This is a genomic window from Streptomyces sp. R-07 (assembly GCF_049913175.1).
Taxonomy (GTDB): Bacteria; Actinomycetota; Actinomycetes; order Streptomycetales; family Streptomycetaceae; genus Streptomyces.
In genome coordinates this window covers 1594756-1619546 of the sequence record NZ_CP183978.1, presented here as the reverse complement: position 1 = coordinate 1619546, position 24791 = coordinate 1594756, and the positions used below count along the sequence as shown (strand labels likewise).

The window sequence follows — 24791 nt, the reverse complement described above, 5'->3', positions numbered from 1 at the left end:
CACGCCGCCCCGCCGGCCGGCCCGCTACTTCTTCGGCGCCGGGATCTCCGGCGGGGAGATCCGTGACGTGGCGATGCCCGAGCCCGTCACTCCCCACTTCCTCAGGATCCGGTCGTACGTCCCGTCGGCCTTCAGGCCGTTCACCGCGGCCTGGAAGGCCGGCGCGAGCGGGGTGCCCTTCCTGAAGGCGAAGCCGACGTCGAGGCGCCGGTACTCGTTGAGGAACTTCAGGTTCTTCTGCTGCGTCACCGCGTACCGCACGCCGTTGATCGTGTTCATCACGACATCGCTGCGGCCCTGCTGGAGAGACATCCAGATCGCCCCCGTCTCGCTGTAGACGTTCACCTCGTACGCCGGCTTCCCGGCCTCCGCGCACCGGCCCTTGTTCTTCTCCAGGGTCTGCTCGAAGGTGGTGCCCGCGTTCACGGCCACCTTCAGGCCGCACAGCTGGGTCAGGTCCGTGACCGCCTTCAGTTTGCTGTCCGCCCGGGCGGCGAAGCCCTGCCCGTCGTTGACGTACGTCACGAAGTCGATGGTCTTCCGCCGCTCCTCGGTCACGCCGAAGTTCCCGGTGCCGACGTCGTACTTGCCGCTGCCGAGCGCCGGAAGGATCGCCTCGAAGCCGACCACCTCGCGCTTCAGCTCCAGACCGAGGGCCTTCGCCACGGCGGCCGAGAAGTCGGCGTCCACGCCCACGACGGTCCTGCCGTCCGGCAGATAGGCCGAGCTGGGCGGAGTGCCCACCGAGGAGGCGAGCGCCAGGCTGCCGCGCTGCCGCACGTCGGCGGGGAGAAGCTTCGCCGCCGCCTCGTTCTTCTTCACCGCCGCGACCACGTCCTCGGCCGGGAGCGCGCCCTGCGCTCCGGTGGCCCCGGCCGGGGCGGTCGCGGGCTCGCCGCCCGCGCAGGCGGTCAGGCCGAGCGCGGCGGCGGTGATCAGGGCGAAGGCGAGGGCGGTGCGTGCGGTGCCGGAACTCGTGCGCGTACTCATGGCTTCGGGTTCTCCAGGAATTTCTCGAACGGCAGCGGGCCGATCGACTCGGGATCGGCGGACACGTCGAAGAGCGGGCGGTAGCCGCTGGCCAGGTAGAGGCCCTTGGCCTCCGGCTGGCGCGGCCCCGTCGTCAGATAGATCCGGGAGTAGCCGCGGGCGGCGGCCTCCCGTTCGAGCACGGTGAGGACACGGCGGGCGAGGCCGCGCCTGCGGTGCGCCGAATGCGTCCAGATCCGTTTCAGTTCGGCGGTCGTGTCGTCGTAGCGGCGGTAGGCGCCGCCCGCCACGGGCCTGCCCTGCTCCAGGAGGAGCAGGAAGGCGCCGTGCGGCGGGGCGAACTCCGCCGCCGGGTAGCGGCTCAGATCGTGCGCGGAGCCGTACCGGCTCGTGTACTCGTACGCCAGCTCGTCGAGGAGCGGGCGCGCCAGGGGGTCGGTGGTCGTGGTCCGGTGCACGGACAACGCGAAGGTCATGACGGTCCTTCACGGCGAAGGAGGGCAGGAGAGAGCTGCTCGAAGAAGCTCGAAGAAGCTCGACAAAAGGGAAGGGCAGAGCGAGGGGAGGGAGAGCTCAGGCGCTCACGAGGGGCCTGGGTGTGAAGGCGCCGCGGAAAACAGCACGCGGGCGGGGCGAAGCGGCGGGTCGGCTCAACAGGAAGAGGACCACACGCGACCGAAGTCGATGTGGGAGCGCGTGACCAGCTGCTGCGGATGCATGGCCCCAGTGGAACAGGCATCCGTGACCGCGTCAACCACGATGAGACGTACGGCTCACAGTGCGGACACCCTTGACAGCGGGGCGTGTTGACCGCATAGCCTCGAGGGGCGGATCGGGCTGAGGGGCCCGGATCCGCGGCTCAGCGCGTGTGAAGGCGCACCCCCGTGTTCGATCCGCCCTCTGGCATCCACGGAGCCCTCGCATGTCCGCGACCCTCGTCAAAACCCCCTCCACGGCCCCGCCGGCCGAACCACCCCCGCGCGTCGTCCCCGCCCGCCGCACCGGCCAGTGGACCGCCGCAGCCGTCGTCCTCGTCCTGATCGCGCTCGCCCTCGTCTCGGTCGTCCGCAACAAGGCCTTTCAATGGGACGTCGTCGCCGAGTACTTCACCTCCGCGTCCGTCCTGCGCGGCCTCGGCCTCACCCTGTGGCTGACCGCCCTCGTCATGGCCCTCGGCTTCGTCCTCGGCACCCTGCTCGCCGCCCTCAGGCTCTCCGCCAACCCCGTGCTCCGCGCGGTCAGCTGGGGCTACGTCTGGTTCTTCAGGTCCACCCCGATCCTGGTCCAGCTGCTCTTCTGGTTCAACATCGGCGTGCTCTACCCGCAGATCCTCGGCGTGAACACGGTCAACCTCCTCGGACCCGTCGCCGTCGCCGTCATCGGCCTCACCCTGCACGAGGCCGCCTACGCCGCCGAGGTCGTCCGCGGCGGCATCCTCTCCGTCGACCGCGGCCAGATCGAGGCCGCCCAGTCCCTCGGCCTCGGCCGGTGGCGCCGGCTCTCCCGGATCGTGCTGCCGCAGGCCATGCGCGCGATCGTCCCGCCCGCCGGGAACATGCTGATCGGCACCCTCAAGGGCACCTCGATCGTCTCCGTCATCGCCGTCCAGGACCTGCTCTACTCGACCCAGCTCGTCTACCACCGCACGTACGAGATCATCCCGCTGCTGCTCGTCGCCACGCTCTGGTACGTCGCCGTCACCTCGGTCCTCGGCATCGGCCAGTACTACGTCGAGCGGCACTACGCACGCGGCACGGCCGGTGCGCGATGAGCCCGCGCCCCTCCCTCGTCATCGTGGGCGCCGGGCCGCGGGGGACCGGCTTCCTCGAACGGCTCGCCGCCAGCCTCCCCGAGCTGTACGGCGACCACCCCCTCGACGTCCACCTCGTCGACCCGCACCCGCCAGGCCCCGGCCGGATCTGGCGCACCGAACAGTCCCCGCTGCTCTGGATGAACTCCCAGGCCGAGGACGTCACGATGTTCACCGACGAGACCGTGGACCTCGCAGGACCCGTCCGCCCCGGCCCCACCCTCGCCGAATGGGCCGGCATCGACGGCCGCACCTTCCCCACCCGCCCCCAGCAGGGCGCCTATCTCCGCTGGGTGTACGAGCGGGCCCGCGACGCCCTGCCCGCCTCCGTCACCGTCCACGAGCACCGCACCACCGCCCTGCGGATCGGCGGTCCCCGCGACGGACGCCAGCGGGTCTGGCTCCAGGGCGGCGCCGAGCCCCTCCTCGCCGACCTCGTCGTGCTCACCGTCGGCCACCTCGACGCCGCACCCGACCCGGAACAGCGCGAGCTCGCCGCCTTCGCCGCCCGCCACCGGCTCGTCCACCTCCCGCCCGACTTCACCGCCGACACCGACCTCGCCGCGCTGCCCGCCGGTGAACCCGTCCTCGTCCGCGGCTTCGGCCTCGCCTTCGTCGACCTCATGGTGCTGCTCACCGAGGGCCGCGGCGGACGGTACGAGGACGAGGACGGCGAACTCGTCTACGTGCCCTCCGGCAAGGAGCCGGTGCTCCACGTCGGATCGCGGCGGGGCGTCCCGTACCACTCGAAGATCGGCTACGTCCTCGACGGCGAACGGCCCCCGCTGCCCCGCTTCTTCGGCACCGAGCAGACCGACGCCCTGCTGAAGCGGACCGGACCGGTCGACTTCCGGCGCGACGTCTGGCCGCTCATCGACAAGGAACTCGGCTGGGCCCACTACCACCGGCTCTTCTCCACCCACCCCGAGCGGACCGCGCTCGCCTGGAGCGACTTCGCGAAGGCCTACGAGGAGGCGCCGCCGCGCGGGGCCGAGATCGCCGCGGTCGTCGCCGCCGCCGTCCCCGACCCCGCCGACCGGCTCGACCTCGACGCCCTCGACCACCCCCTGGACGGCATCCGCTACGCCTCCGCGGAAGCCCTCCAGCAGGGCCTGCGCGACTACATCACCGACGACCTGACCCGCCGCCACGACCCCGCCCACAGCCCCGACGCCGCCGTCTTCGCCGGACTGCTCTCCGTCTACGGCCAGCTCCTGCGGCTCGGCAAGCGTCTGGACCCCGGCGCCTGGTGGCACGGCTTCTTCAGCTACCTCGCCTCCGGACCGCCCGGCCCCCGGCTCCGGCAGCTCCTCGCACTCTCCCGCGCCGGCGTCGTCCGCTTCCTCGGCCCCCAGGTCACCGTCGAGACCGACGAGGAACGCGGCCTCTTCCGGGCCGCGTCCGCCGCCGTACCGGGGGAGTGGACCGAGGCCCGCGCCCTCGTCGAGGCCCGGATCCCCGACCCCACCCCGGAGCTCACCGGCAGCCCGCTCCTTCGCGCCCTGTACGAGGAGGGGACCAGGACCACCACCGGCGGCCTGCTCGTCGTCGACCCCGTCGACGGCCGGATCCTGGAGCACGACGGGCGCCCGCACCCGCGCCGCTTCGCCCTCGGCCCGCACACCACCGCCCGCACCGGGAGCGCCTTCACCCGGCCCCGTACCGGCGGGGTCGCCTTCGGGCAGAACGACGTCGCCGCGCGGGCCGCCCTGGCCTTCCTGCGCGAGCGGGAGTGTCGGCTCCCCGCCCCGCTGAGCGCCTGAACCGCGCCGCCCTTCTCCTCTTCCGTGCCCCGTTCCCGAGGAACCGCCATGTCTCTCACCAGCGATCCGCCCGCCACCGTCCGGCCCACGAAAGACCCCGTCGCCACGCCGTCCGCGTCCGCCGCACTCGTGGTCGTCCCGGTGCGGCACCCCTGGCGCTGGGCCGCCGTCGCCGTCACCGCCGTGCTGCTCACCCAGTTCGTCCACGGGCTCGTCACCAACCCCGGCTGGGAATGGGACGTCTTCGCCGCCTTCTTCACCACCGACACGATCCTGCGTGCCGTGTGGGTCACCCTCCAGCTCACCTTCCACGGCACCGCGCTCGGCTTCGCGATCGGCATCGTCCTCGCCTTCATGCGCCTGTCCGCCAGCCCGTTCCTGCGGTCGGTCGCCTTCGGCTACATCTGGGCCTTCCGCTCCATCCCGCTCATCGTCCAGCTGCTCTTCTGGTTCAACCTGGCCTACCTCTACAAGGAACTGAGCATCGGCATCCCCTTCGGGCCGAGCTTCCTCTCCTTCGACACGATGGGCCTCGTCGGCGAGATGAGCGCCGCCGTCCTCGGCCTCGCCCTCCACCAGGCGGCCTACGCGGCGGAGATCGTCCGGGGCGGGGTACTCGCCGTGGACGAGGGCCAGCTGGAGGCCGCGGCCTCCCTCGGCATCCCCCGGCTCCGGCAGCTGCGGCGGATCGTGCTGCCGCAGGCGATGCGCTCGATCCTGCCCAACGCCGCCAACGAGATCATCTCGCTCTTCAAGGGCACCTCGATCGTCTCCGTCATGGCGATCGGCGAACTCTTCTACCAGGTCCAGGTCGTCTACGGCCGCAACGGACGTGTCGTCCCGCTGCTCATGGTCGCCACCGCCTGGTACGTCCTGCTCACCACCGCGCTCTCCGTCGTCCAGCACTACGTCGAACGCCACTACGCGAAGGGGAGCGCCCGATGAGCTCCGTCACCGCCACCGCCACCGCCACCGCCAAGGTCGAGATCCGCGCCGTCCACAAGCGCTTCGGCGCCCTCCACGTCCTGCGCGGCATCGACCTCGACGTCCGGGCCGGCGAGGTCACCGTCGTCCTCGGCCCCTCGGGCTCCGGAAAGTCCACCCTGCTGCGGACCATCAACCACCTGGAGAAGGTCGACAGCGGCACGGTCGGCGTGGACGGCGTCCTCGTCGGCTACCGCCGCTCCGGGAACAAGCTCTACGAGCTGCGCGAACGCGAGATCCTCAGGCAGCGCACCCGGATCGGCTTCGTCTTCCAGAACTTCCACCTCTTCCCGCACCTCACCGTCCTGGAGAACATCGTCGAGGCCCCCGTCTCGGCCCTGAAACGCCCCCGCAAGGACGCCGAGGCCGCGGCCCGGAAGCTCCTCGAACGCGTCGGACTCGCCGACAAGGCGGAGGCGTACCCCAAGCAGCTCTCCGGCGGGCAGCAGCAGCGGGTCGCCATCGCCCGCGCGCTCGCCCTGGAACCGGGCCTGCTCCTCTTCGACGAGCCGACGTCCGCGCTCGACCCCGAACTCGTCGGCGAGGTCCTCGACGTCATCAAGGACCTGGCCGCCTCCGGCACCACCATGATCGTCGTCACCCACGAGATCGGCTTCGCCCGCGAGGTCGCCGACACCGTGGTCTTCATGGACGAGGGCCGGATCGTCGAGCAGGGCCCGCCCGCCGAGGTGCTCGACAGTCCGCGCCACGAGCGGACCCGCGCCTTCCTCTCCAAGGTCCTCTGACCCGCCTCTCATCCACAGGAGCAGTACTGCCATGAAGACCCGTCGCATCCTCCTCACCGCCCTCGCCCCGCTCACCGCCCTCGGCCTCCTCACCGCCTGCGGCTCGGGCGACGCCGCCGTCGGCGAGATCAGGCCGGAGGGGCAGAAGGACACCGGCATCAACGTGGGCCCGAACCAGAACCGCGTCCACACCGCCGAGGTCGACGCGATCGCCGCCAAGCTCCCCGAGGCCGTCCGCGAGAGAGGCACCCTGATCCTCGGCGTCTCCGCGAAGAGCAACCCGCCGCTCGCCTTCCGCGCCACCGACGACACGACGCTGATCGGCGTCGAGCTCGACCTGGCCACCCTGGTCGCCGACACCCTCGGCCTGAAGCCCGAGTTCAACCCGGTCTCCTGGGAGAACCTCTTCGTCGGCCTGGACAGCGGCAAGTACGACGGCGTCTTCTCCAACGTCACCGTCACCGAGGAGCGCAAGGACAAGTACGACTTCGCGACCTACCGCCTCGACGACCTCGCCTTCGAGGCGAAGAAGGGCTCCGGCTGGACGGTGAAGGGCCCCGAGGACGTGTCGGGCAAGCGGATCGCCGTCGGCAGCGGCACCAACCAGGAGAAGATCCTCGTCGACTGGTCCCGGCAGAACGAGAAGGCCGGCCGCAAGGGCGTCGACATCAAGTACTACGACAACACGACCGACTACTACCTCGCCCTCCAGTCCGGCCGCATCGACGGCTACCTCGGCCCCAACCCCACCGTCGCGTACCACGTGGCCTCCGCCGGACAGACCGAGGCCGTGGGCAAGTTCTCCGGAGCGGGCGCCGGACTCCAGGGCAAGATCGCGGCCACCACGAAGAAGGACAGCGGCCTGGTCGCCGCCTACGCGGCCGCCATCGACCACATCGTCGAGAACGGCACCTACGCGCAGGTCCTCAAGCGGTGGGGGCTGAGCGCGGAGGCCGTGCCGAAGTCGGAGATCAACCCGCCCGGCCTGCCCCGCACCCAGAACTGACCCCAGCCCCGACTGTTCCGAGAGAACCGGACCGGACGACCCGCCGGGCGACCCGAGGTACGACCCGCCGGGCGACCCGAGGTACGAACCGACGGACGACCCGAGGTGCGACCCGACGGACGACCCGCTGACGAACCGACGGACGACCCGCGGACGAACCGACGGACGACCCGCGGACGAACCGACGGACGACCCGCCCCGGAACCGCCCCGGAACCGCCCGGAACCGCACCGAGAGAGACCGCATGACCACCAGCACCCGACCGCTCCACCTCGCCGCCGAGCTCGCCCCGGGCCCCGGCCGGGCGGCCCGCCCCGGCCCGGACACCGCCGCCCGTACGGTCGCGCTCGCCCGGCTCGCCGAGGCCGCCGCGCTCGACTTCCTCACCCACGACGACTCCTTCGCCGGGCCGGGCCTCGACGCGCTCGCCGTCCTCGCCCGGGTCGCCCCCGAGACCCGCTCCATCGGCCTCGTGCCGACCGTGACCACCACCCACACCGAGCCCTTCCACGTCCAGGCCGCCGTCGCCACCCTCGACTGGGTGAGCCGGGGCCGGGCCGGCTGGCGGATCGCGGTCTCCCCGACCGGGGCCGAGGCCCGGCTCCTCGGCCGCCGCCCGGCGCCGCCCACCGCCGAGCTCTGGCAGGAGGCGGGCGAGGTCGCCGAGGTCTCCCGGAAGCTGTGGGACAGCTGGGAGGACGACGCCGAGATACGGGACGTGGCGACCGGACGGTTCGTCGACCGCCGCAAGCTGCACCACGTCGACTTCCAGGGCGCGACCTTCTCGGTCAAGGGCCCTTCGACCGTGCCCCGGCCTCCGCAGGGCAACCCGGTGACCGTCGTCGACGCCACCCGCCCCGCCGCCCGGGACACCGCCGCCCACCACGCCGACGTGGCCCTGATCCGGGCCGCCTCCGCCGAGGAGGCCGCCGCCCTCCGCGCCGCACTGCACCGGGCGGCCCGCGCCCACGGCCGGGACCCCGGGCAGCTGCGCGTCCTGCTCTCGCTGGCCGTCGACCTCGACGCGTACGAGGGCGGGCCCGGGGCGCTCGCCGAGCTGATCGCCGGCTGGCACGGGGGCGGCGCGGTCGACGGCTTCCACCTCGTGCCGGCCGTGCCGGAGCGGGACCTGGAGCGGTTCGCCGCGGGGACCGCGGCCCGGCTCAGGGACCGCGGCCTGTTCCGTACGGCCTACGAGGGCGCCACCCTCCGCGACCACCTGGGGCTCGCCCGACCGGTCAGCCAGTACGCGACGGCGGGAGCATCCGCATGAGCCGGGGCAGGAAGCAGATCCATCTCGCCGCGCACTTCCCCGGCGTCAACTCCACCACCGTCTGGGCCGATCCGCGCTCCGGCTCGCAGATCGACTTCTCCTCCTTCGAGCACCTGGCCAGGACCGCGGAGCGCGGGCTCTTCGACTTCTTCTTCCTCGCCGAGGGGCTGCGGCTGCGCGAGCACGCGGGGCGGATCCACGACCTGGACGTCGTCGGCCGGCCCGAGTCGATCACCGTCCTGAACGCGCTCGCGGCCGTCACCGACCGGCTCGGCCTGGCCGCCACGGTCAACGCCACCTTCAACGAGCCGTACGAACTGGCCCGGCGGCTCGCCTCGCTGGACCACCTCAGCGCGGGCCGGGCCGCCTGGAACGTGGTCACCTCGTCCGACGCGTTCACCGGCGAGAACTTCCGGCGCGGCGGCTACCTGGACCGCGCCGACAGGTACACCCGGGCCGCCGAGTTCCTCGGCACCGTCCGGGAGCTGTGGGACTCCTGGACCCCGGACGGCGGGCCGAGGCCCTTCGCGCACAGCGGGCCGCAGTTCCGGATCGAGGGCGAGTTCCCCGTACCGCGCTCCCCGCAGGGGCAGCCGGTCGTCATCCAGGCCGGGGACTCCGCCGAGGGGCGGGAGTTCGCGGCCTCGGCCGCCGACGTGATCTTCACCCGGCACTCCACCCCGGAGGCCGGCCGGGAGTTCTACGCCGACGTCAAGGGGCGCCTCGCCCGGTACGGGAGGGACCCCGGCGACCTGAAGGTCATGCCGGGGGTGACGTACGTCCTCGGCGACACCGACGCCGACGCGCAGGAGCGGGCGACCGGGATCCGCCGGCAGCAGGTCTCCCCGCAGAACGCGATCCTCGCGCTCGAACAGGTCTGGGGCCGCGACCTGTCCGGCTACGACCCCGACGGGCCGCTCCCGGACATCGACCCCGACCCGGACTCCGCGCTCGTCCAGGGCCGGGTGCGGGTCGCCGACCCGGTCGCGGTGGCCAGGAAGTGGCGGGCGCTCTCCGAGGCCAAGGGGCTCTCGATCCGGCAGACGGTCATCGAGTCGACGACCCGGCAGTCCTTCGTGGGCTCCCCCGCGACGGTCGCGGCGGCCCTGGAGGAGTTCGTCGCCACGGACGCCGCCGACGGCTTCATCCTCGTCCCGCACCTCACTCCCGGCGGCCTCGACGACTTCGTCGACCGGGTCGTCCCGCTGCTCCAGGAACGCGGGGTCTTCCGTACGGAGTACACGGGCACCACGCTGCGCTCGCACCTCGGCCTGGCCGAACCCGTATGGAAAGGTGGAACACCATGAGCAACGATCCCCAACAGGACGCGCTGGACTGGCAGCACTGGCACGAGCAGCGTGAGGCCGCGGTCGCCTCCTCGTACGGCCCGCTCTCCCTCACGGGCACCCACTGGCTCGCGGACTTCCCCCAGGGGCGCATTCCGGCCGTTCCCGGCGAGTGGCGCGAGGACGGCGACGAGGTGGTCCTGACGGCGGGCGCCGAGGACGGGCTCACCGTCGACGGCAAGCCCTTCACCGGCACGGTCCGGCTCACCGCCGACCACGCCCCGATCCACGAGTCCCGGGTCGAGTCGGCGGGCCGGCGGCTCGTGGTGCTGCGGCGCGAAGGGCTCTGGGCGGTACGGGACTTCGACCCCGGCTCGGAGGCGCGCCGGGCCTTCCGGGGGATCGAGGCCACGCCGTACGACGCGCGCTGGGTGGTGCCCGGCGTGTTCCGTCCGTACCCGGAGACGCGCAGCGTACGGGTCGAGAACGCCGACGGCCGGGAGCGCGGTCTCGGCCTCGCCGGGGAGCTGGTCTTCGAGCTGCACGGCGGCGTGCACGTCCTCCAGGTGGCCGTCGAGGACGACGGCTCCTTGTGGGCGGTCTTCGCGGACTCCACCAGCGGCCGGGACAGCTACCGCTTCCGTTTCCTGCGGCCCGGGGCCCCGGCGGCGGACGGCTCGGTGACGGTCGACTTCAACCGTGCGCTGCTGCCGCCGTGCGCCTTCGCGGACCACTTCATCTGCCCGTTCCCGCCGCCGGGGAACACGCTCGACACCGCGGTGGCGGCGGGGGAGCGGCGGCTGAGCCCGGCCTGACCAGGGCTTCTTCTGGTGGGTGGCGCCCCCGGCCGCGATGGCCGGGGGCGCCCGTCCGTACGGCGGTCTTGTGCGTCCGCTCCGGGAGGGCCACTATCACAGGCGGTGCATGTCAGGAACACGTCACCTGATGGCGCCTCACGGGCCCGCCATCCACGGGCCCCTCCGCTTTTCCCAGAAGGAGAATTGTGAGGAGCACAGTGAGGAACACCCGCACCCGACTGCTCGCCGTCGCCGCCGGTCTCGCCGCCGCGACCGCCCTCGGACTCCCCGGTGCCCAGGCCGCCCCCGTGCCCGGCCCCGCCGGAGCCGCCCAGCTCGCCCGCGCCGACGCCGCCGTCGAGGCCGCCGGGGTCGGCGGCACCGCCTGGTACGTCGACGAGACGTCGGGCCGGGTCGTCGTCACCGCCGACTCCACCGTCACCGACGCGGGACTCGCGAAGATCCAGAGAGCGGCCGGCGCCGACGCCGGGGCGCTCCGCGTCCAGCGCACCCCCGGCGTCTTCAGGCCGCTCCTCGGCGCCGGAGACGCCATCTACGGCGGCGGCTACCGCTGTTCGCTCGGCTTCAACGTGCGCAGCGGCTCCACCTACTACTTCCTGACCGCCGGCCACTGCGGCAACGTCGCCAACACCTGGTACACCAACTCGGCGCAGTCGACCCTGATCGGCGCCACCGTCGGCTCCAGCTTCCCGGGCAACGACTACGCCCTCGTCCGCTACGACAACACCTCGCTCACCCACACCGGCGGCTTCACCGCGGCCGACGCCTACGTGGGCGAGTCCGTCAAGCGCTCCGGCTCCACCACCGGCACCCGCGGCGGCACGGTCACCGGCCTCAACGCCACCGTCCACTACTCCAGCGGCGGCACGGTGAAGGGCCTGATCCAGACCAACGTCTGCGCCGAGCCCGGCGATTCGGGCGGCGCGATGTACGACGGCACCAAGGCGCTCGGCCTCACCTCCGGCGGCAGCGGCAACTGCTCGACCGGCGGCACCACCTTCTTCCAGCCGGTGCCGGAGGCCCTCGCCAAGTACAACGTCAGCCTCTTCTGACTCTTCTGATCCCCGCACGGACACCCACTCATCCCCCCCCACAGGAGGAACAAGAAGTGAGGACCACGCGCACCACCCCCACGAAGAAGTTCCGGCTGCTCGCCCTCACCGCCGGTCTCGTCGCCGCCGCCGCGACGCTCGGCGTCCCCACCGCGAACGCCGACTCCGCCCAGACGTTCAGCGCCACCCAACTCTCCGCCGCCGGTGACGCCGTCCTCGCCGCCGACGTGGCGGGCACCGCCTGGCGCGTCGACGACGCCACCGGCACGCTCGTCGTCACCGCCGACTCCACCGTCTCCCAGGCCGAGATCGCGAAGATCAAGCACCGGGCCGGGGCCAACGCGGGGGCGCTGCGCATCGAGCGCACCCCGGGCACCTTCAACAAGCTGATCTCCGGCGGCGACGCCATCTACGCGAGCAGCTGGCGCTGCTCGCTCGGCTTCAACGTCAAGGACAGCGCGGGGAACTACTACTTCCTCACCGCCGGCCACTGCACCGACGGCGCCGGCACCTGGTGGTCCAACTCGTCCCACACCACCGTGCTCGGGTCCACGGCCGGGTCGAGCTTCCCGACCAACGACTACGGCATCGTGCGCTACACCAACACCTCGGTGACCAAGTCCGGCACCGTCGGCAGCGTCGACATCACCAGCGCCGCCAACGCCACCGTCGGCATGTCCGTCACCCGTCGCGGCTCCACCACCGGCATCCACAGCGGCTCGGTGACCGGCCTCAACGCCACCGTGAACTACGGCGGCGGCGACATCGTCTACGGCATGATCCAGACCAACGTCTGCGCCGAGCCCGGCGACTCCGGCGGCCCGCTCTACTCGGGCAGCAAGGCGATCGGTCTCACCTCGGGCGGCAGCGGCAACTGCTCCTCGGGCGGGACGACCTTCTTCCAGCCCGTGACGGAGGCGCTCAGCGCGTACGGGGTCAGCGTCTACTGATCCCTGCTCCGCGTCCCTGCTCCGAACGGTCCCTCCGGCTGCCGACGGCGGCCGGAGGGACCGTGCTTTCCAGGCTCTCAGGTTTTGACGTCGCCCAGCTCCGCGGCGATCGGCTCCCCGTTCGGCTTCCGCTTCAGCGAGGACATCAGCAGCGTCACGGCCGAGCCGACGACCGCCCAGGCCGAGAGGACCAGCATCGAGGCGGTCATGTCGTTGCCCTTGAAGTACGCGATGGAGCGCGCCGCCCAGGTGCCCGCGCCCGGCGGCAGGGCGGGCCCGATCGCCTTCCAGAACGGCGGCAGCATCGGGAGCGGGAAGGCGCCGCCCGCGCTGGGGTTGCCCGCGACGACGATCAGCAGGATCGCGAGGCCGATGCCGACGATCCCGAAGACGGACTGGAGGGCGAGGGTGGCGGCGCCGACGGCGAAGACCACCAGGGCGCCGAGCCCCCACAGCGCCGGGATGCTGCCGGGCAGGGCCCCCAGGATCGGGCCGACGATGACCGCGCCGCCGATGCCGCTGAGCACCGAGTAGAGCGCGAGGACACCGAGCCGGATGATCGCCCGGTGGAGGTTCGCGGGGCGCGATCCCGCGCTGATCGCCAGGATCGCCGCGCAGATGTAGCCGCCGACGCACCAGCCGACGACGAGGTAGAAGGCCGAGAGCCCGTCGAAGTCCTCGGGGGAGGCGGGGGCCACGTCGACCGTCCGCAGGGCGCGCCCCTGGGTCGCCTCCAGCTTGGTGAAGATCGAGTCCAGGGCGGAGGAGAGCACGGTGCCGCCGCCGGAGGCGACGAGCAGGGTGTCGGTGCGGCCGGTGACGTCGACGAGGAGGGCGCCGTCGATGTCCCGGTTCAGGATCTGCGTCCGCGCCTCGGCCTCGTCGGTGACCGTCCGCGGGTCGAGCGGGTCGCCGGGGAGCTTCTCCAGCTGCCCGGTCACCTGTTCGGCGATCCGCTGGGGAGCGACCACGCCGAAGGGCACGTCGGTCGGTTTCGGGTGGTGCAGGGCGCCGACGTACGAGGTGATGAAGAGGAGCTGGAGGGCGAAGACGCCGACGACCAGCAGGAAGGCTCGGGGGGTGACGGCGCTTTTCAGTTCGTCGACGAGGCTCATGCCCCCCAGGCTCCGGGCCGGGGGGTGTTTCCGCAGGTGGGATGGGGCCGAACGAGTTATCGCACGAACGTTCGAAAGTGAGCTAAGGTGGGAACGAGGGGGTGGGAACGTGTGTACGAATTCGATGCGGGAGTGCGGGAGGTGCACCGGCCATGCCAGGTTTCACGCACCTGCACACCGCCTCGGGCTACTCCCTGCGCTACGGCGCCTCGCATCCCGAGCGCCTCGCCGCCCGCGCCGCCGAGCGGGGCATGGACGCGCTCGCCCTGACCGACCGCGACACCCTCTCCGGCACCATCCGCTTCGCCAAGGCGTGCGAGAAGGAGGGCGTCCGCCCGCTGTTCGGCGTGGACCTCGCCTACGAGATCCACGAGGCCCCCGCCGACCAGGGCTCCGCCGACCGGGGATCCACCCGCCGGGTGCCCGTCCGGGGCGGGGCCTTCGTCGACGAGTCCGCGCCCCGCGCCCTCTTCCTCGCCCGCTCCCGCACCGGCTGGGCCGCCCTCTGCGCGATGGTCACCGCCGCCCACGCCCAGGGAGGGGAGCACCCCCTGCTCCCCGGGGACGCCCTGGGTGGCGACGGCGTGTCCGTCCTGCTCGGCCCCGCCTCCGACGTCGGCCGCGCCCTCGCCGCCGGCCGCCCCGACCGGGCCGCCCGGCTGCTCGCCCCCTGGCGCGAGCGGTACGGCGACGCCCTGTGCCTGGAGGCCGTCCACCACGGGCGCGCCGGCACCGGGCCCGGCTCCCTGCGGCTCGCCGCCCGCACCGTCGGCTTCGCCGCCGAACAGGGCGTCCGTCCCGTCCTCGGCAACGCCGTCCGCTACGCCGATCCCGGCCAGGGCCCGGTCGCCGACGTCCTCGACTCCGCCCGCCGCCTCGTCCCCGTCGACCCCCGCAAGGAGCTCGACAGCGGAGAGGCCTGGCTCAAGGGCGCCGGTGACATGCTGGCCGCCGCCGAGCGGATCGTGGAGGCCGCCGGCTTCCGCCGGGACGCCGCCCACCGACTGCTCGACCGGACCGGGGAGGTCGCCGCCGCGTGCCTGGTCGACCCCCAGGACGACCTCGGCATCGGCTCCGCGCACTTCCCGGAGGCGTACCTCGTCGGCGCGGAGCACCGCACCGCCCAGCGCGTCCTCGCCTCCCGGGCCGCCGCCGGCATGGTCCTGAAGGGGTACGAGGGGCGGCGGGACTACTGGGACCGGATGCACCGCGAGCTGGACGTCATCGCCCACCACGGCTTCGCCACCTACTTCCTGACGGTCGCCCAGGTCGTCGACGACGTCCGGTCCATGGGCATCCGGGTCGCCGCCCGCGGCTCCGGCGCCGGCTCCCTCGTGAACCACCTCCTCGGCATCGCCCACGCCGACCCGGTCGAGCACGGCCTGCTGATGGAACGGTTCCTCTCCAAGCGCCGCACCGCCCTGCCCGACATCGACATCGACGTGGAGTCCGCCCGCCGCCTCGAGGTCTACCGGGCGATCATCGACCGCTTCGGCACCGAACGGGTCGCCACCGTCTCCATGCCCGAGACCTACCGGGTCCGCCACGCGGTACGGGACGTGGGCGCCGCCCTCTCCCTGGACCCCGCCGAGACCGACCGGATCGCCAAGGCCTTCCCGCACATCCGCGCCCGGGACGCGATCGCCGCCCTCGACGAACTGCCCGAACTGCGCGAACTCGCGGGCGAGCGCGAGAAGTTCGGCCGGCTCTGGGAGCTGGTCGAGGCGCTCGACGCGCTCCCGCGCGGCATCGCCATGCACCCCTGCGGAGTGCTGCTCTCGGACGCCTCGCTGCTCACCCGTACCCCCGTGGTGCCCACCAGCGGCGAAGGATTCCCCATGTCCCAGTTCGACAAGGAGGACGTGGAGGACCTCGGACTGCTCAAACTCGACGTCCTCGGGGTGCGCATGCAGTCCGCGATGGCCCACGCCGTCGCCGAGGTCGAGCGCGCCACCGGCACCCGGCCGGACATCGACGCGGTCCCGGAGGGCGACCCCGAGACGTACCGGCTCATCCGCTCCACCGAGACCCTCGGCTGCTTCCAGATCGAGTCCCCGGGCCAGCGCGACCTGGTCGGCCGGCTCCAGCCCGCGACCTTCCACGACCTCGTCGTCGACATCTCGCTCTTCCGGCCGGGACCGGTCGCCGCCGACATGGTCCGCCCCTTCATCGAGGCCCGGCACGGCCGCGCCCCCGTCCGCTACCCGCACCCCGACCTGGAGGAGACCCTGAAGGAGACGTACGGCGTGGTCGTCTTCCACGAGCAGATCATCGAGATCGTACGGATCATGACCGGCTGCGACCGGGCCGAGGCCGACCAGGTCCGGCGCGGGCTCTCGGATCCCGGCTCGCAGGGCCGGATCAAGCTCTGGTTCGCCGGGCGGGCCTCGGCCCGGGGGTACGCCGACGAGGTCGTCGCCCGCACCTGGGAGATCGTCGAGGCCTTCGGCTCGTACGGCTTCTGCAAGGCGCACGCGGTGGCCTTCGCCGTGCCGACCTACCAGTCGGCCTGGCTCAAGGCGCACCACCCGGCCGCCTTCTACGCGGGACTGCTCACCCACGACCCCGGCATGTACCCCAAGCGGCTGCTGCTCGCGGACGCGCGGCGGCGCGGGGTGCCGGTGCTGCCGCTCGACGTGAACCGGTCGGCGGTCGCCCATCGCATCGAACTGGTGTCCGATACTCCTGCGGTGTGGGGCCTCCGGCTCGGCCTCACCGACGTCCACGGCATCAGCGAGGCCGAGAGCGCCCGCATCGAGAACGGACAGCCCTACGCCTCCCTGCTCGACTTCTGGGAACGGGCCCGCCCGCGCACCCCCGTCGCCGAACGGCTCGCCCAGGTCGGCGCCCTCGACGCCTTCGGCGCCAACCGCCGCGACCTCCTGCTCCACCTGACCGAACTCCGGCGCATCCACCGGGGAGCCGCCTCCCACGGCGGCCAACTGCCCCTCGCCCAGGGCGGGAAGACCGCCCCCGTCGGCCTGCCCGACCTCGACGAGACCGAACGCCTCAGCGCCGAACTCGGCATCCTCGGCATGGACGCCTCCCGCCACCTCATGAGCGACCACCACGCCTTCCTCCGCGAACTCGGCGTCGTCTCCGCCCAGCGGCTGCGCTCCGTGCGGCACGGCCAGGTCGTCCTGGTCGCCGGAGCCAAGGCCGCCACCCAGACCCCGCCCATCCGCTCCGGGAAACGCGTCATCTTCAGCACCCTCGACGACGGCACCGGCCTGGTCGACCTCGCCTTCTTCGACGACGCCCACGCGGCGTGCGCCCACACCGTCTTCCACTCCTGGCTGCTCCTCGTCCGGGGCGTCGTGCAGCGGCGCGGCCCGCGCAGCCTCAGCGTCGTCGGCTCCGCCGCCTGGAACCTCGCCGAACTCGTCGAACTACGGTCCTCCGGCGGCCTGGACGCGGTGGGGGAGCGGCTCGCGGAAGAGGCGTCCACCCCCGGGGAGAGCACCGACGACGGCCGCCGCATCCGCATGGAGACCGGCTACGAGATGAACCCCTGGGCCGACCTCCAGCCGGCCGGGGAAGGCGCCGCCACCCCGGCGCGGAAGCTCTGGCACAGCAGCCCGGGGAGTGCGGGATGATCCTCTGCGTACGGTTCCGGCTGGAATCCACGGCCGAGGCGGCGACACTGCCCCGACTGGTCGACCTGCTCGGCGAGTTCACCCCCGTCGTCGAGGCGTCCCCGCCCCGCGAGGCGCTCGCCGACGTGCGCGGCGCGCTGCGCTACTTCGGCCGGAGCCCCGCCGAGCTCGCCTCGGTCATCCGGGTCCGCGCGCTCGCCCTGTACGGCGTCGACTGCGTCATCGGCGCCGGGCCCAACCCGATGCTGGCCCGCCTCGCGGCCCGCGAGGCCCGGCCCGGCGCCACCCTGGTCGTCGAGGACCCGGCGGCCTTCCTGCGCGACCGGCCGGTCGTCGCCCTCGACGGCGTCGGCCGCGCCACCGCCCGCACCCTCTGCGGCTACGGACTCGACACCGCCGGCCGCGTCGCCGACGCGCCGCTCGCCGTGCTCCAGCGGCTCGTCGGCGCCAAGGCCGGCCGCGACCTGTGGGAGAGGGCGCGGGGCATCGACCGCACCCCCGTCGTCCCGAACGCGGTCTCCCGGTCGATGGCCGCCGAGCGCGCCTTCCCGCGCGACGAGACCGACCGGACCGAACAGCGCAGGGCCCTCCTCTCGCTCGCCGAAGAACTCGGCGCCCGGCTCCGCGCGGAACGGCAGGTCTGCCGCTCGCTCGCGGTCACCGTCCGGTACGCCGACCGCAGCACCACCACCCGGAGCCGCACCCTGCCCGAACCGACCGCCCACTCGGCGGCCCTCGCCGCCCTCGCGTACGCCGTCCACGACTCCTTCGGCCTCCAGCGGGCCCGGGTACGGGGCATCGCGCTGCGCGCCGAGGGCCTGACGGACGCCGAGGGGGCCGCGCACCAGCTGTCCCTGGATCCGGCGGACGAGAAGACCCGCCGGATCGAGGCGGTGGCCGACCGGGCACGGGCGAGATTCGGCCCGCGAGCGATCCTCCCGGGCTCTCTGGCGGCCTGACAGGCCTTTCACCAGGCTCTTGTGACGACACATCACTTTTTACCGACGCGTAACTTCCCAGCCAGGCTACTCGTGCGTAGCTTGGCTGAAGCGCATCCCCACCGCGCATCCCCACTTGTGGTCCGGACCGCAGGGCACAGCACCCCCACCTTCCCCTTGAGCCGCAAGGAGATCGCCCGATGCTGCCCCGGAAGTCCTGGAAGCACGCCGTCAGAGCGCTGTCCGTCCTGCTCCTGACCGCCGCCGCCACCCTCGCCCCCACCACCGCCGCGCAGGCCGACACCGCCCCCAGCCGCGGCTGGAACGACTTCTCCTGCAAGCCGTCCGCCGCGCACCCGCGGCCCGTCGTCCTCGTCCACGGCACCTTCGGGAACTCCGTCGACAACTGGCTGGCCCTCGCGCCCTATCTGGTCAACCGGGGCTACTGCGTCTTCTCGCTCGACTACGGCCAGCTGCCGGGCGTGCCCCTCTTCAACGGGCTCGGCCCCATCGCCGCGTCCGCCGGACAGCTCGACACCTACGTCGACCAGGTCCTCGCCGCCACCGGTGCCCCCGAAGCCGACCTGGTCGGACACTCGCAGGGCGGCATGATGCCCCGCTGGTACCTCAAGTTCCTCGGCGGGGCCGAGAAGGTGAACACGCTCGTCGGCATCGCCCCCGACAACCACGGCACCACCCTGCTCGGCCTCACCAAGCTCCTGCCGTACTTCCCCGGCGCCGAGGACGTCATCAGCTCCACGACCCCGGGCCTCGCCGACCAGATCGCCGGCTCGGCCTTCATCACCAAGCTCAACGAGGGCGGCGACACCGTGCCGGGGGTCCGGTACCACGTCATCGCGAGCCAGTACGACGAGGTCGTCACCCCGTACCGCACCCAGTTCCTGACCGGCCCGAACGTCACCAACGTCCTCATCCAGGACAAGTGCGCGCTCGACCTGTCCGAGCACGTGGCGATCGGCACGGTGGACCGGGTCACCTTCCACGAGGTGGCCAACGCCCTCGACCCGGCCCACGCGACCCCGACCACCTGCCTCTCGGTCGTCGGCTAGCCGCGGGTCCGGCGCCGCCGGGCCGTCCCGAAGAGCACCACCGCACCGAGCGCGAGCACGGCGGCGCCACCGACCGCGAGATACGGGGTGGTGGCGTCGCCGCCCGTCTCCGCCAGCTCCACACCGGAACCCGAACCAGCGGCGGGGGCGGGCGCGTTGGGCGACGGCTCATGGCGGGGCGCGGTGGTGGCCGCCGCGTCACCGCCGCCATCCCCGTGCCCTCCGTGCCCGCCGTGCTCGACCGAGGACTCGTCCTCGCCGGCCTCGATCTGCTCGTCGGTGGGCGCGGAGGCCGTGGGCGCCGGGGCCGTACCACCGTTGTCCTGCCCGAACACCACGTCCGAGCAGGTGTAGAACGCCTCGGGGGAGTCGGAGCGCTGCCAGATCGAGTAGATGAGATGGCGGCCGGACTTCTTCGGCACGTTCCCCTGGAACACGTAGTCGCCGTTCTGCATCCCCGGGTCGGTCACCGTCACGAACGGCTGCTCCTCCAGGTCCGACCACTTCAGCGGCTTCGACGGGTCGTACCCGTCCTTCGTCACGTACAGCGCGAACGAGCCCTTGTGCGGGGCGGTCCCCTTGTACCGGAAGGTGTGGGATCCGGAGGTCATGCTGCTCGCCGGCCAGTCGGCCCGCGCCAGGTCGAGCCCCCGGTACTTGTCGTTGCCCGCACTGCACAGCTTGCCGTCCGGGATCAACTGCTCGTGCTGCCCCGCGGCGTTGGCGATGTTCACCGCGTTCCAGTCGTAGAACGCCTGCGCCCCGCTCGCCGCCACGGCCGCCTTGCAGGCCGCCGACTTCGGCGCCTCGGGCCCCTCCGCGTAACAGGCCGAGACCCGGCTCACCGGGTCGGTCATCGACCCGTGCGCGAGAGCGGGAGAGACGGCGAGTCCGGACAGGACCAGAGCGGCGGCGGTGACCGCGAACGTACGGCGAGAGGTCATGGGGGGACAGCTCCTTCACGAGGGTGTGTGGGGGGTTGCCGAGCAAACTAGCCCCGGAAGAAGCACGGAAGACGGCCTTTAGGGCCGCGTTAAGGCGGAGGTAAGAGGCGGCTGAGGAACAGCTAGCCGCGCCGTCGGTAGCGGCGCTCCGGGCGGCCCGTTCCGCCGTACCGGAGGGTGACCTCCGCCCGGCCCGTCTCCGCGAAGTACTCCAGGTAGCGGCGGGCACTCACGCGGGAGAGGGAGCCCGCCTCGGCGCACTCCGTCGCCGACAGGCCCTCCGGGTGCGCGCGCAGGACGGAGTCGACCAGGTCGGCCGTGTGGGCGGCGAGGCCCTTCGGGAGTTCGCGGGACCCGCGGGGGCGGGCGCCGAAGATCTGGTCGACGTCCTCCTGCCGGGCCTCGTCGAGCTCGTCGAGGCGGTGGCGCAGCGAGGCCACGTGCCGCAGCTGTTCGTGCAGCGCGGCCTGGGTGAACGGCTTGATCAGATAGTGCAGGGCCCCGGCGCGCAGCGCCGAGCGGATCGTGCCCGCGTCCCGCGCCGCCGTGATGAACAGCGCGTCCGTGGCCAGGCCCGCCGCGCGCAGCTCCCGCAGCACCCGGATGCCGTCCATGTCCGGCAGGAACACGTCGAGGAGCACCAGGTCGGGGCGGAGCCGCTCGGCCGCGCGGAGCGCCTCGGCGCCGCTGTGCGCGACCCCGGACACGGTGAACCCCGCCACCGCCGACACATAGCGGCTGTGCAGCTTGGCGACCATGAAGTCGTCGTCCACGACCAGCACCTTCGTCACGCCGACCCACGCTAGGTCCCGACCACAACGACCACAACGTCCGTTGATTGCGGAAGAGAGACAGCTTCCTCACGCGAGGGCAACATGTGGGCCACCTCACACCCCCCTTCCCCTTCTACCTGAGAGGCGGCACACGTGCGGTTGCGCACCCCCTTCGCCCTCCTCGGGGCGGCCCTCCTGGTGCTCGTGGGTCCGCCGCTGCTCAGCCCGGGCACCGGCTCCGACACCGGCACCGCGATACCCGGCCTGCGCTTCATGGTCCCCAACACCCCCGGCGGCGGCTACGACATCACCGCCCGCACCGCGGCGAAGAACGCCGAGGAAGCCGGCCTCACCGGCGACGTCGAGGTCTTCAACCTGCCCGGCGCGGGCGGCACCGTCGGCCTCACCCGGCTCGTCGGCGAGCGCGGCAACGGCCGCCTCGCCATGTCCATGGGCCTCGGTGTCGTCGGCGCCGTCCACACCAACAAGACGCCCAGGACCCTCGCCGACACCACCCCGATCGCCCGGCTCACCGAGGAGCAGGACATCGTCGTGGTCGGCAAGGACTCCCCGTACAAGACGATCCAGGACCTCCTCGCGGCCTGGAAGAAGGACCCCGGCAAGCTGCCCGTCGGCGGCGGCTCCTCGCCCGGCGGACCGGACCACCTCGCCCCGATGCTGATGGCCCAGGCCGCCGGGATCGCCCCCAAGGACGTCAACTACGTCCCCTTCGACGGCGGCGGCGAACTCCTCGCCTCCATCCTCGGCAACAAGGTCGGCTTCGGCGTCTCCGGCGTCGGCGAGTACCTCGACCAGATCAAGGCGGGCGAACTGCGCCTCCTCGCCGTCACCGGCCCCGAGCGGGTCGCCGGCCTGGACGCCCCCACGCTCCGCGAGGCCGGCCTCGACACCGAGTTCACCAACTGGCGCGGCATCGTCGCCCCGCCCGGCCTCTCCGACGCCGAGCGCGAGAAGCTCGTCACCCTCGTGACCGAGCTGCACGGCTCCCCGCAGTGGCGCGAGTCGCTGAAGACCCACGGCTGGAACGACGCCTTCCTGCCCGGCACGGAGTTCGGCACCTTCCTCACCGAGCAGGACCGGCGGGTCGGCTCCGTCCTCAAGGAGCTCGGACTGTGACCACCACGCTCAAGAGCCTGCTGCGCGGGCGCTCCGAACTCGGCGTCGGCGCACTGCTGTTCCTCCTCGGCGTCCTCGTCCTCACCGACACCCTCACCCTCGACGCCGACCTCGCCGGACGCGGCCCGGTCGGCCCCGCGACCGTCCCCCTCGTCGTCGGCTGCGGCCTCCTCGTCGTCGCCGTCCTCCTCACCGTCGACGTGCTGCGCGGCGGCCGGGGCGAGGCCGAGGGCGGCGAGGACGTCGACCTGACGGAACCCGCCGACTGGCGCACCGTCCTGCTCCTCGCCGGCGTGTTCCTCGCCTTCGCCGTCCTCATCGGCCCCCTCGGCTTCCCCGTGGCCGGCGCCCTCCTCTTCTGGGGCGCGGCCTACGCCCTCGGCAGCCGGCACCTCCACCGCGACCCGCTGATCGCGGCCGCCCTCTCGCTCCTCACCTACGCCGTCTTCGACAAGCTGCTCGGCGTCCCGCTGCCCGGCGGCCCGCTGATGGGAGTGATCTGACCCATGGATTCCCTCAACTCCCTCATCGACGGCTTCGGGACCGCCCTCACCCCGATGAACCTGCTGTGGGCCGCCATCGGCGTGCTCCTCGGCACCGCCATCGGCGTCCTGCCGGGCATCGGCCCCGCCATGGCCGTCGCCCTGCTGCTCCCGGTGACCTACGGACTCGAACCGACCGGCGCGTTCATCATGTTCGCCGGCATCTACTACGGCGCCATGTTCGGCGGCTCCACCACCTCGATCCTCCTCAACACCCCCGGCGAGAGCGCGGCCGTCGTCGCCGCCATCGAGGGCAACCCGATGGCCAAGGCCGGGCGCGGCGCACAGGCCCTCGCGGCCGCCGCGATCGGCCACTTCGCCGGCGGCATGATCGGCACGATCCTGCTCGTCGTCCTCGCCCCGACCGTCGCCGCGCTCGCCGTCGACATCGGCGCCCCCGACTACCTCGCCCTCATGGTCCTCGCCTTCATCGCGGTGACCTCCGTCCTCGGCTCCTCCCGCATCCGCGGCCTCGCCTCGCTGCTCATCGGCCTCACCATCGGCCTGGTCGGCCTCGACCAGATGACGGGGCAGCAGCGCCTCACCTTCGGCTCGCTCCAGCTCGCCGACGGCATCGACGTCGTCATCGTCGCCGTCGGCCTCTTCGCGATCGGCGAGGCCCTGTGGGTCGCCGCGCACCTGCGCCGCACGTCGGGGGAGGCCATCCCGGTCGGCCGCCCCTGGCTCGGCAGGGACGACGTGGGGCGCACCTGGAAGTCCTGGCTGCGCGGCCCCCTCATCGGCTTCCCGTTCGGCGCGATCCCGGCCGGCGGCGCGGAGATCCCGACCTTCCTCTCGTACGTCACGGAGAAGCGGCTCTCGAAGCACAGGGACCAGTTCGGCAAGGGCGCCATCGAGGGCGTCGCCGGGCCCGAGTCCGCCGCCTCGGCCTCCGCCGCCGGCACCCTCGTCTCCATGCTGACCCTCGGGCTGCCCACGACCGCCGTCGCCGCCGTGATGCTGGCCGCGTTCCAGCAGTACGGCATCCAGCCCGGCCCGCTGCTCTTCGAGCGGGAACCGGAGCTGGTGTGGGGCCTCATCGCCTCGCTGTTCGTCGGCATGGTGCTGCTGCTCGCGCTCAACCTGCCGCTCGCCCCCGTCTGGGCCAAGCTGCTGCGGATCCCGCGCCCGTACCTGTACGCCGGCATCCTGTTCTTCGCCGCCGTCGGCGCGTACGCGGTGGGCGGCGAGGCGCTCGACCTCGTCGTGCTGCTCGTCATCGGCCTGATCGGCCTCGGGATGCGGCGCTACGGCCTTCCGGTGCTGCCGGCCGTCATCGGCGTCATCCTCGGCCCGGCCGCCGAGCAGCAGCTGCGCCGCGCCCTCCAGATCAGCGACGGCGCCCTGACCGGCCTGGTGAACACCCCGTTCTCGGTCACCGTGTACACGGTCGTCCTCGTGCTGCTCGCGTGGCCGCTGGTGCGGAAGGCGACCGGCCGCGCACGGCGCACCGACCGTACGACGGTATGAGTGCCATCCTGTCCAACTCGCCCCCGATGGGGTGAGATTCGGCCCGTCGGCGGCCGGATCCGGTATCCCTGGCGGGCAGCGTCTTCCCCCCACCCCCGAAGGGACCCCCATGCGCGTCCGACTCGTCCTCGCCGCGGCAGCCCTGCTCACCGCCGCCGTCGCCCCTCTCGCCCACGCGGGAGGGGCCGACGGCCTCACCGTCGACGGGTACGGCACCGTCGCCGCCGACAGCACGGTCACCGTCTCCGGCACGTACCGCTGCCTCGACGACAGCGAGGGCCCCGTCTTCGTCAGCTCCACCGTCAAGCAGGGGAACCGTTCCACGGGAATCGGCGGCACCCGCGCCGTCTGCGACGGGCACCTCCACACGTGGACCAACAGCGCGGTCGTGAAGGAGCCCGCCTACACCCCGGGCGCCGCCCGGGTGGAGGCCACCCTCATGCAGCTCACGGCCGGCGCGTCGGGCCTGCCGCTGCCCGGCTTCCTCGCCACCGAGGCCGCGGACGTCGAACTGCGCTAGGCCGACAC

Annotated in this window: 22 protein-coding genes; 17 read left to right on the top strand and 5 right to left on the bottom strand. The window is 72.8% G+C overall.

From position 1 onward, the window contains the following. Positions 1–24: 24 nt before the first annotated feature. On the bottom strand, positions 25–990 hold the full coding sequence (locus ACN9M0_RS07235) for an ABC transporter substrate-binding protein (RefSeq protein WP_366041351.1): 966 nt from the start codon (positions 988–990) through the stop codon (positions 25–27). Beyond that, positions 987–1466, bottom strand: coding sequence for a GNAT family N-acetyltransferase (locus ACN9M0_RS07230; RefSeq protein ID WP_366041352.1), 480 nt, complete (start codon positions 1464–1466; stop codon positions 987–989). The genes ACN9M0_RS07235 and ACN9M0_RS07230 overlap by 4 nt, the downstream gene beginning before the upstream one ends. 446 nt (positions 1467–1912) lie before the next feature. Between ACN9M0_RS07230 and ACN9M0_RS07225 the strand changes: the two genes are divergently transcribed. The 10 genes from ACN9M0_RS07225 to ACN9M0_RS07180 all read left to right on the top strand — a co-directional run bounded on the left by ACN9M0_RS07225 (position 1913) and on the right by ACN9M0_RS07180 (position 12678). Beyond that, positions 1913–2761 carry an amino acid ABC transporter permease gene (locus ACN9M0_RS07225; protein WP_426403311.1) on the top strand — a complete coding sequence of 283 codons (849 nt, stop codon included), beginning with the start codon at positions 1913–1915 and terminating at the stop codon, positions 2759–2761. Further along, positions 2758–4563, top strand: a complete 1806-nt coding sequence (locus ACN9M0_RS07220) for an FAD/NAD(P)-binding protein (RefSeq protein WP_366041354.1) — start codon at positions 2758–2760, stop codon at positions 4561–4563. The genes ACN9M0_RS07225 and ACN9M0_RS07220 overlap by 4 nt, the downstream gene beginning before the upstream one ends. A 48-nt stretch (positions 4564–4611) precedes the next feature. Continuing rightward, complete coding sequence (locus ACN9M0_RS07215) at positions 4612–5508, top strand: amino acid ABC transporter permease (RefSeq protein ID WP_366041355.1); 897 nt, start codon at positions 4612–4614, stop codon at positions 5506–5508. After that, positions 5505–6293, top strand: coding sequence for an amino acid ABC transporter ATP-binding protein (locus ACN9M0_RS07210; RefSeq protein ID WP_426403310.1), 789 nt, complete (start codon positions 5505–5507; stop codon positions 6291–6293). Before ACN9M0_RS07215 ends, ACN9M0_RS07210 begins: the two co-directional genes overlap by 4 nt. A 31-nt stretch (positions 6294–6324) precedes the next feature. Next, entirely contained in the window at positions 6325–7299 is a 975-nt protein-coding gene (locus ACN9M0_RS07205; protein ID WP_426403309.1) for an ABC transporter substrate-binding protein, read from the top strand. A 244-nt stretch (positions 7300–7543) separates the two neighbouring features. After that, a complete protein-coding gene (locus tag ACN9M0_RS07200) occupies positions 7544–8572 on the top strand; it encodes an LLM class flavin-dependent oxidoreductase (protein WP_426403308.1) in 1029 nt (342 codons plus the stop codon). Further along, entirely contained in the window at positions 8569–9879 is a 1311-nt protein-coding gene (locus tag ACN9M0_RS07195) for an NtaA/DmoA family FMN-dependent monooxygenase (RefSeq protein ID WP_426403307.1), read from the top strand. Before ACN9M0_RS07200 ends, ACN9M0_RS07195 begins: the two co-directional genes overlap by 4 nt. Beyond that, complete coding sequence (locus tag ACN9M0_RS07190) at positions 9876–10673, top strand: DUF1684 domain-containing protein (protein ID WP_426403306.1); 798 nt, start codon at positions 9876–9878, stop codon at positions 10671–10673. The genes ACN9M0_RS07195 and ACN9M0_RS07190 overlap by 4 nt, the downstream gene beginning before the upstream one ends. A gap of 200 nt (positions 10674–10873) precedes the next feature. Beyond that, positions 10874–11728: a S1 family peptidase gene (locus tag ACN9M0_RS07185; RefSeq protein ID WP_426403305.1), complete on the top strand. Its 855-nt coding sequence runs from the start codon at positions 10874–10876 to the stop codon at positions 11726–11728. 56 nt (positions 11729–11784) lie between these two features. Then, positions 11785–12678, top strand: coding sequence for a S1 family peptidase (locus ACN9M0_RS07180; protein ID WP_366041362.1), 894 nt, complete (start codon positions 11785–11787; stop codon positions 12676–12678). A 77-nt stretch (positions 12679–12755) separates the two neighbouring features. Here the strand turns inward: ACN9M0_RS07180 and ACN9M0_RS07175 are convergent, their stop codons facing one another. Beyond that, positions 12756–13793, bottom strand: coding sequence for a DUF3533 domain-containing protein (locus ACN9M0_RS07175; RefSeq protein ID WP_366041363.1), 1038 nt, complete (start codon positions 13791–13793; stop codon positions 12756–12758). A 152-nt stretch (positions 13794–13945) separates the two neighbouring features. Between ACN9M0_RS07175 and ACN9M0_RS07170 the strand changes: the two genes are divergently transcribed. The 3 genes from ACN9M0_RS07170 (at position 13946) to ACN9M0_RS07160 (ending at position 19397) form a co-directional block, all read left to right on the top strand. Next, positions 13946–17389, top strand: a complete 3444-nt coding sequence (locus tag ACN9M0_RS07170; protein WP_426403304.1) for a DNA polymerase III subunit alpha — start codon at positions 13946–13948, stop codon at positions 17387–17389. Beyond that, a complete protein-coding gene (locus ACN9M0_RS07165; protein WP_426403303.1) occupies positions 17386–18348 on the top strand; it encodes a DNA polymerase Y family protein in 963 nt (320 codons plus the stop codon). The genes ACN9M0_RS07170 and ACN9M0_RS07165 overlap by 4 nt, the downstream gene beginning before the upstream one ends. A 179-nt stretch (positions 18349–18527) precedes the next feature. Next, positions 18528–19397: an esterase/lipase family protein gene (locus tag ACN9M0_RS07160; protein WP_366041366.1), complete on the top strand. Its 870-nt coding sequence runs from the start codon at positions 18528–18530 to the stop codon at positions 19395–19397. Here the strand turns inward: ACN9M0_RS07160 and ACN9M0_RS07155 are convergent. Both ACN9M0_RS07155 and ACN9M0_RS07150 read right to left on the bottom strand, forming a co-directional pair. Then, positions 19394–20341: a lytic polysaccharide monooxygenase gene (locus ACN9M0_RS07155; RefSeq protein WP_366041367.1), complete on the bottom strand. Its 948-nt coding sequence runs from the start codon at positions 20339–20341 to the stop codon at positions 19394–19396. The genes ACN9M0_RS07160 and ACN9M0_RS07155 overlap by 4 nt on opposite strands. A 122-nt stretch (positions 20342–20463) precedes the next feature. Next, positions 20464–21132, bottom strand: coding sequence for a response regulator (locus ACN9M0_RS07150; RefSeq protein WP_366041368.1), 669 nt, complete (start codon positions 21130–21132; stop codon positions 20464–20466). A gap of 135 nt (positions 21133–21267) precedes the next feature. Here ACN9M0_RS07150 and ACN9M0_RS07145 point away from each other — a divergent pair, with 135 nt between their 5' ends. The 4 genes from ACN9M0_RS07145 to ACN9M0_RS07130 all read left to right on the top strand — a co-directional run bounded on the left by ACN9M0_RS07145 (position 21268) and on the right by ACN9M0_RS07130 (position 24783). Then, entirely contained in the window at positions 21268–22251 is a 984-nt protein-coding gene (locus ACN9M0_RS07145; protein WP_399697852.1) for a Bug family tripartite tricarboxylate transporter substrate binding protein, read from the top strand. Next, positions 22248–22754, top strand: a complete 507-nt coding sequence (locus ACN9M0_RS07140) for a tripartite tricarboxylate transporter TctB family protein (protein ID WP_366041370.1) — start codon at positions 22248–22250, stop codon at positions 22752–22754. The genes ACN9M0_RS07145 and ACN9M0_RS07140 overlap by 4 nt, the downstream gene beginning before the upstream one ends. A 3-nt stretch (positions 22755–22757) precedes the next feature. Further along, positions 22758–24263: a tripartite tricarboxylate transporter permease gene (locus tag ACN9M0_RS07135; protein WP_366041371.1), complete on the top strand. Its 1506-nt coding sequence runs from the start codon at positions 22758–22760 to the stop codon at positions 24261–24263. Between the two features lie 109 nt (positions 24264–24372). Continuing rightward, complete coding sequence (locus ACN9M0_RS07130) at positions 24373–24783, top strand: DUF6299 family protein (protein ID WP_366041372.1); 411 nt, start codon at positions 24373–24375, stop codon at positions 24781–24783. Positions 24784–24791: the final 8 nt, after the last annotated feature.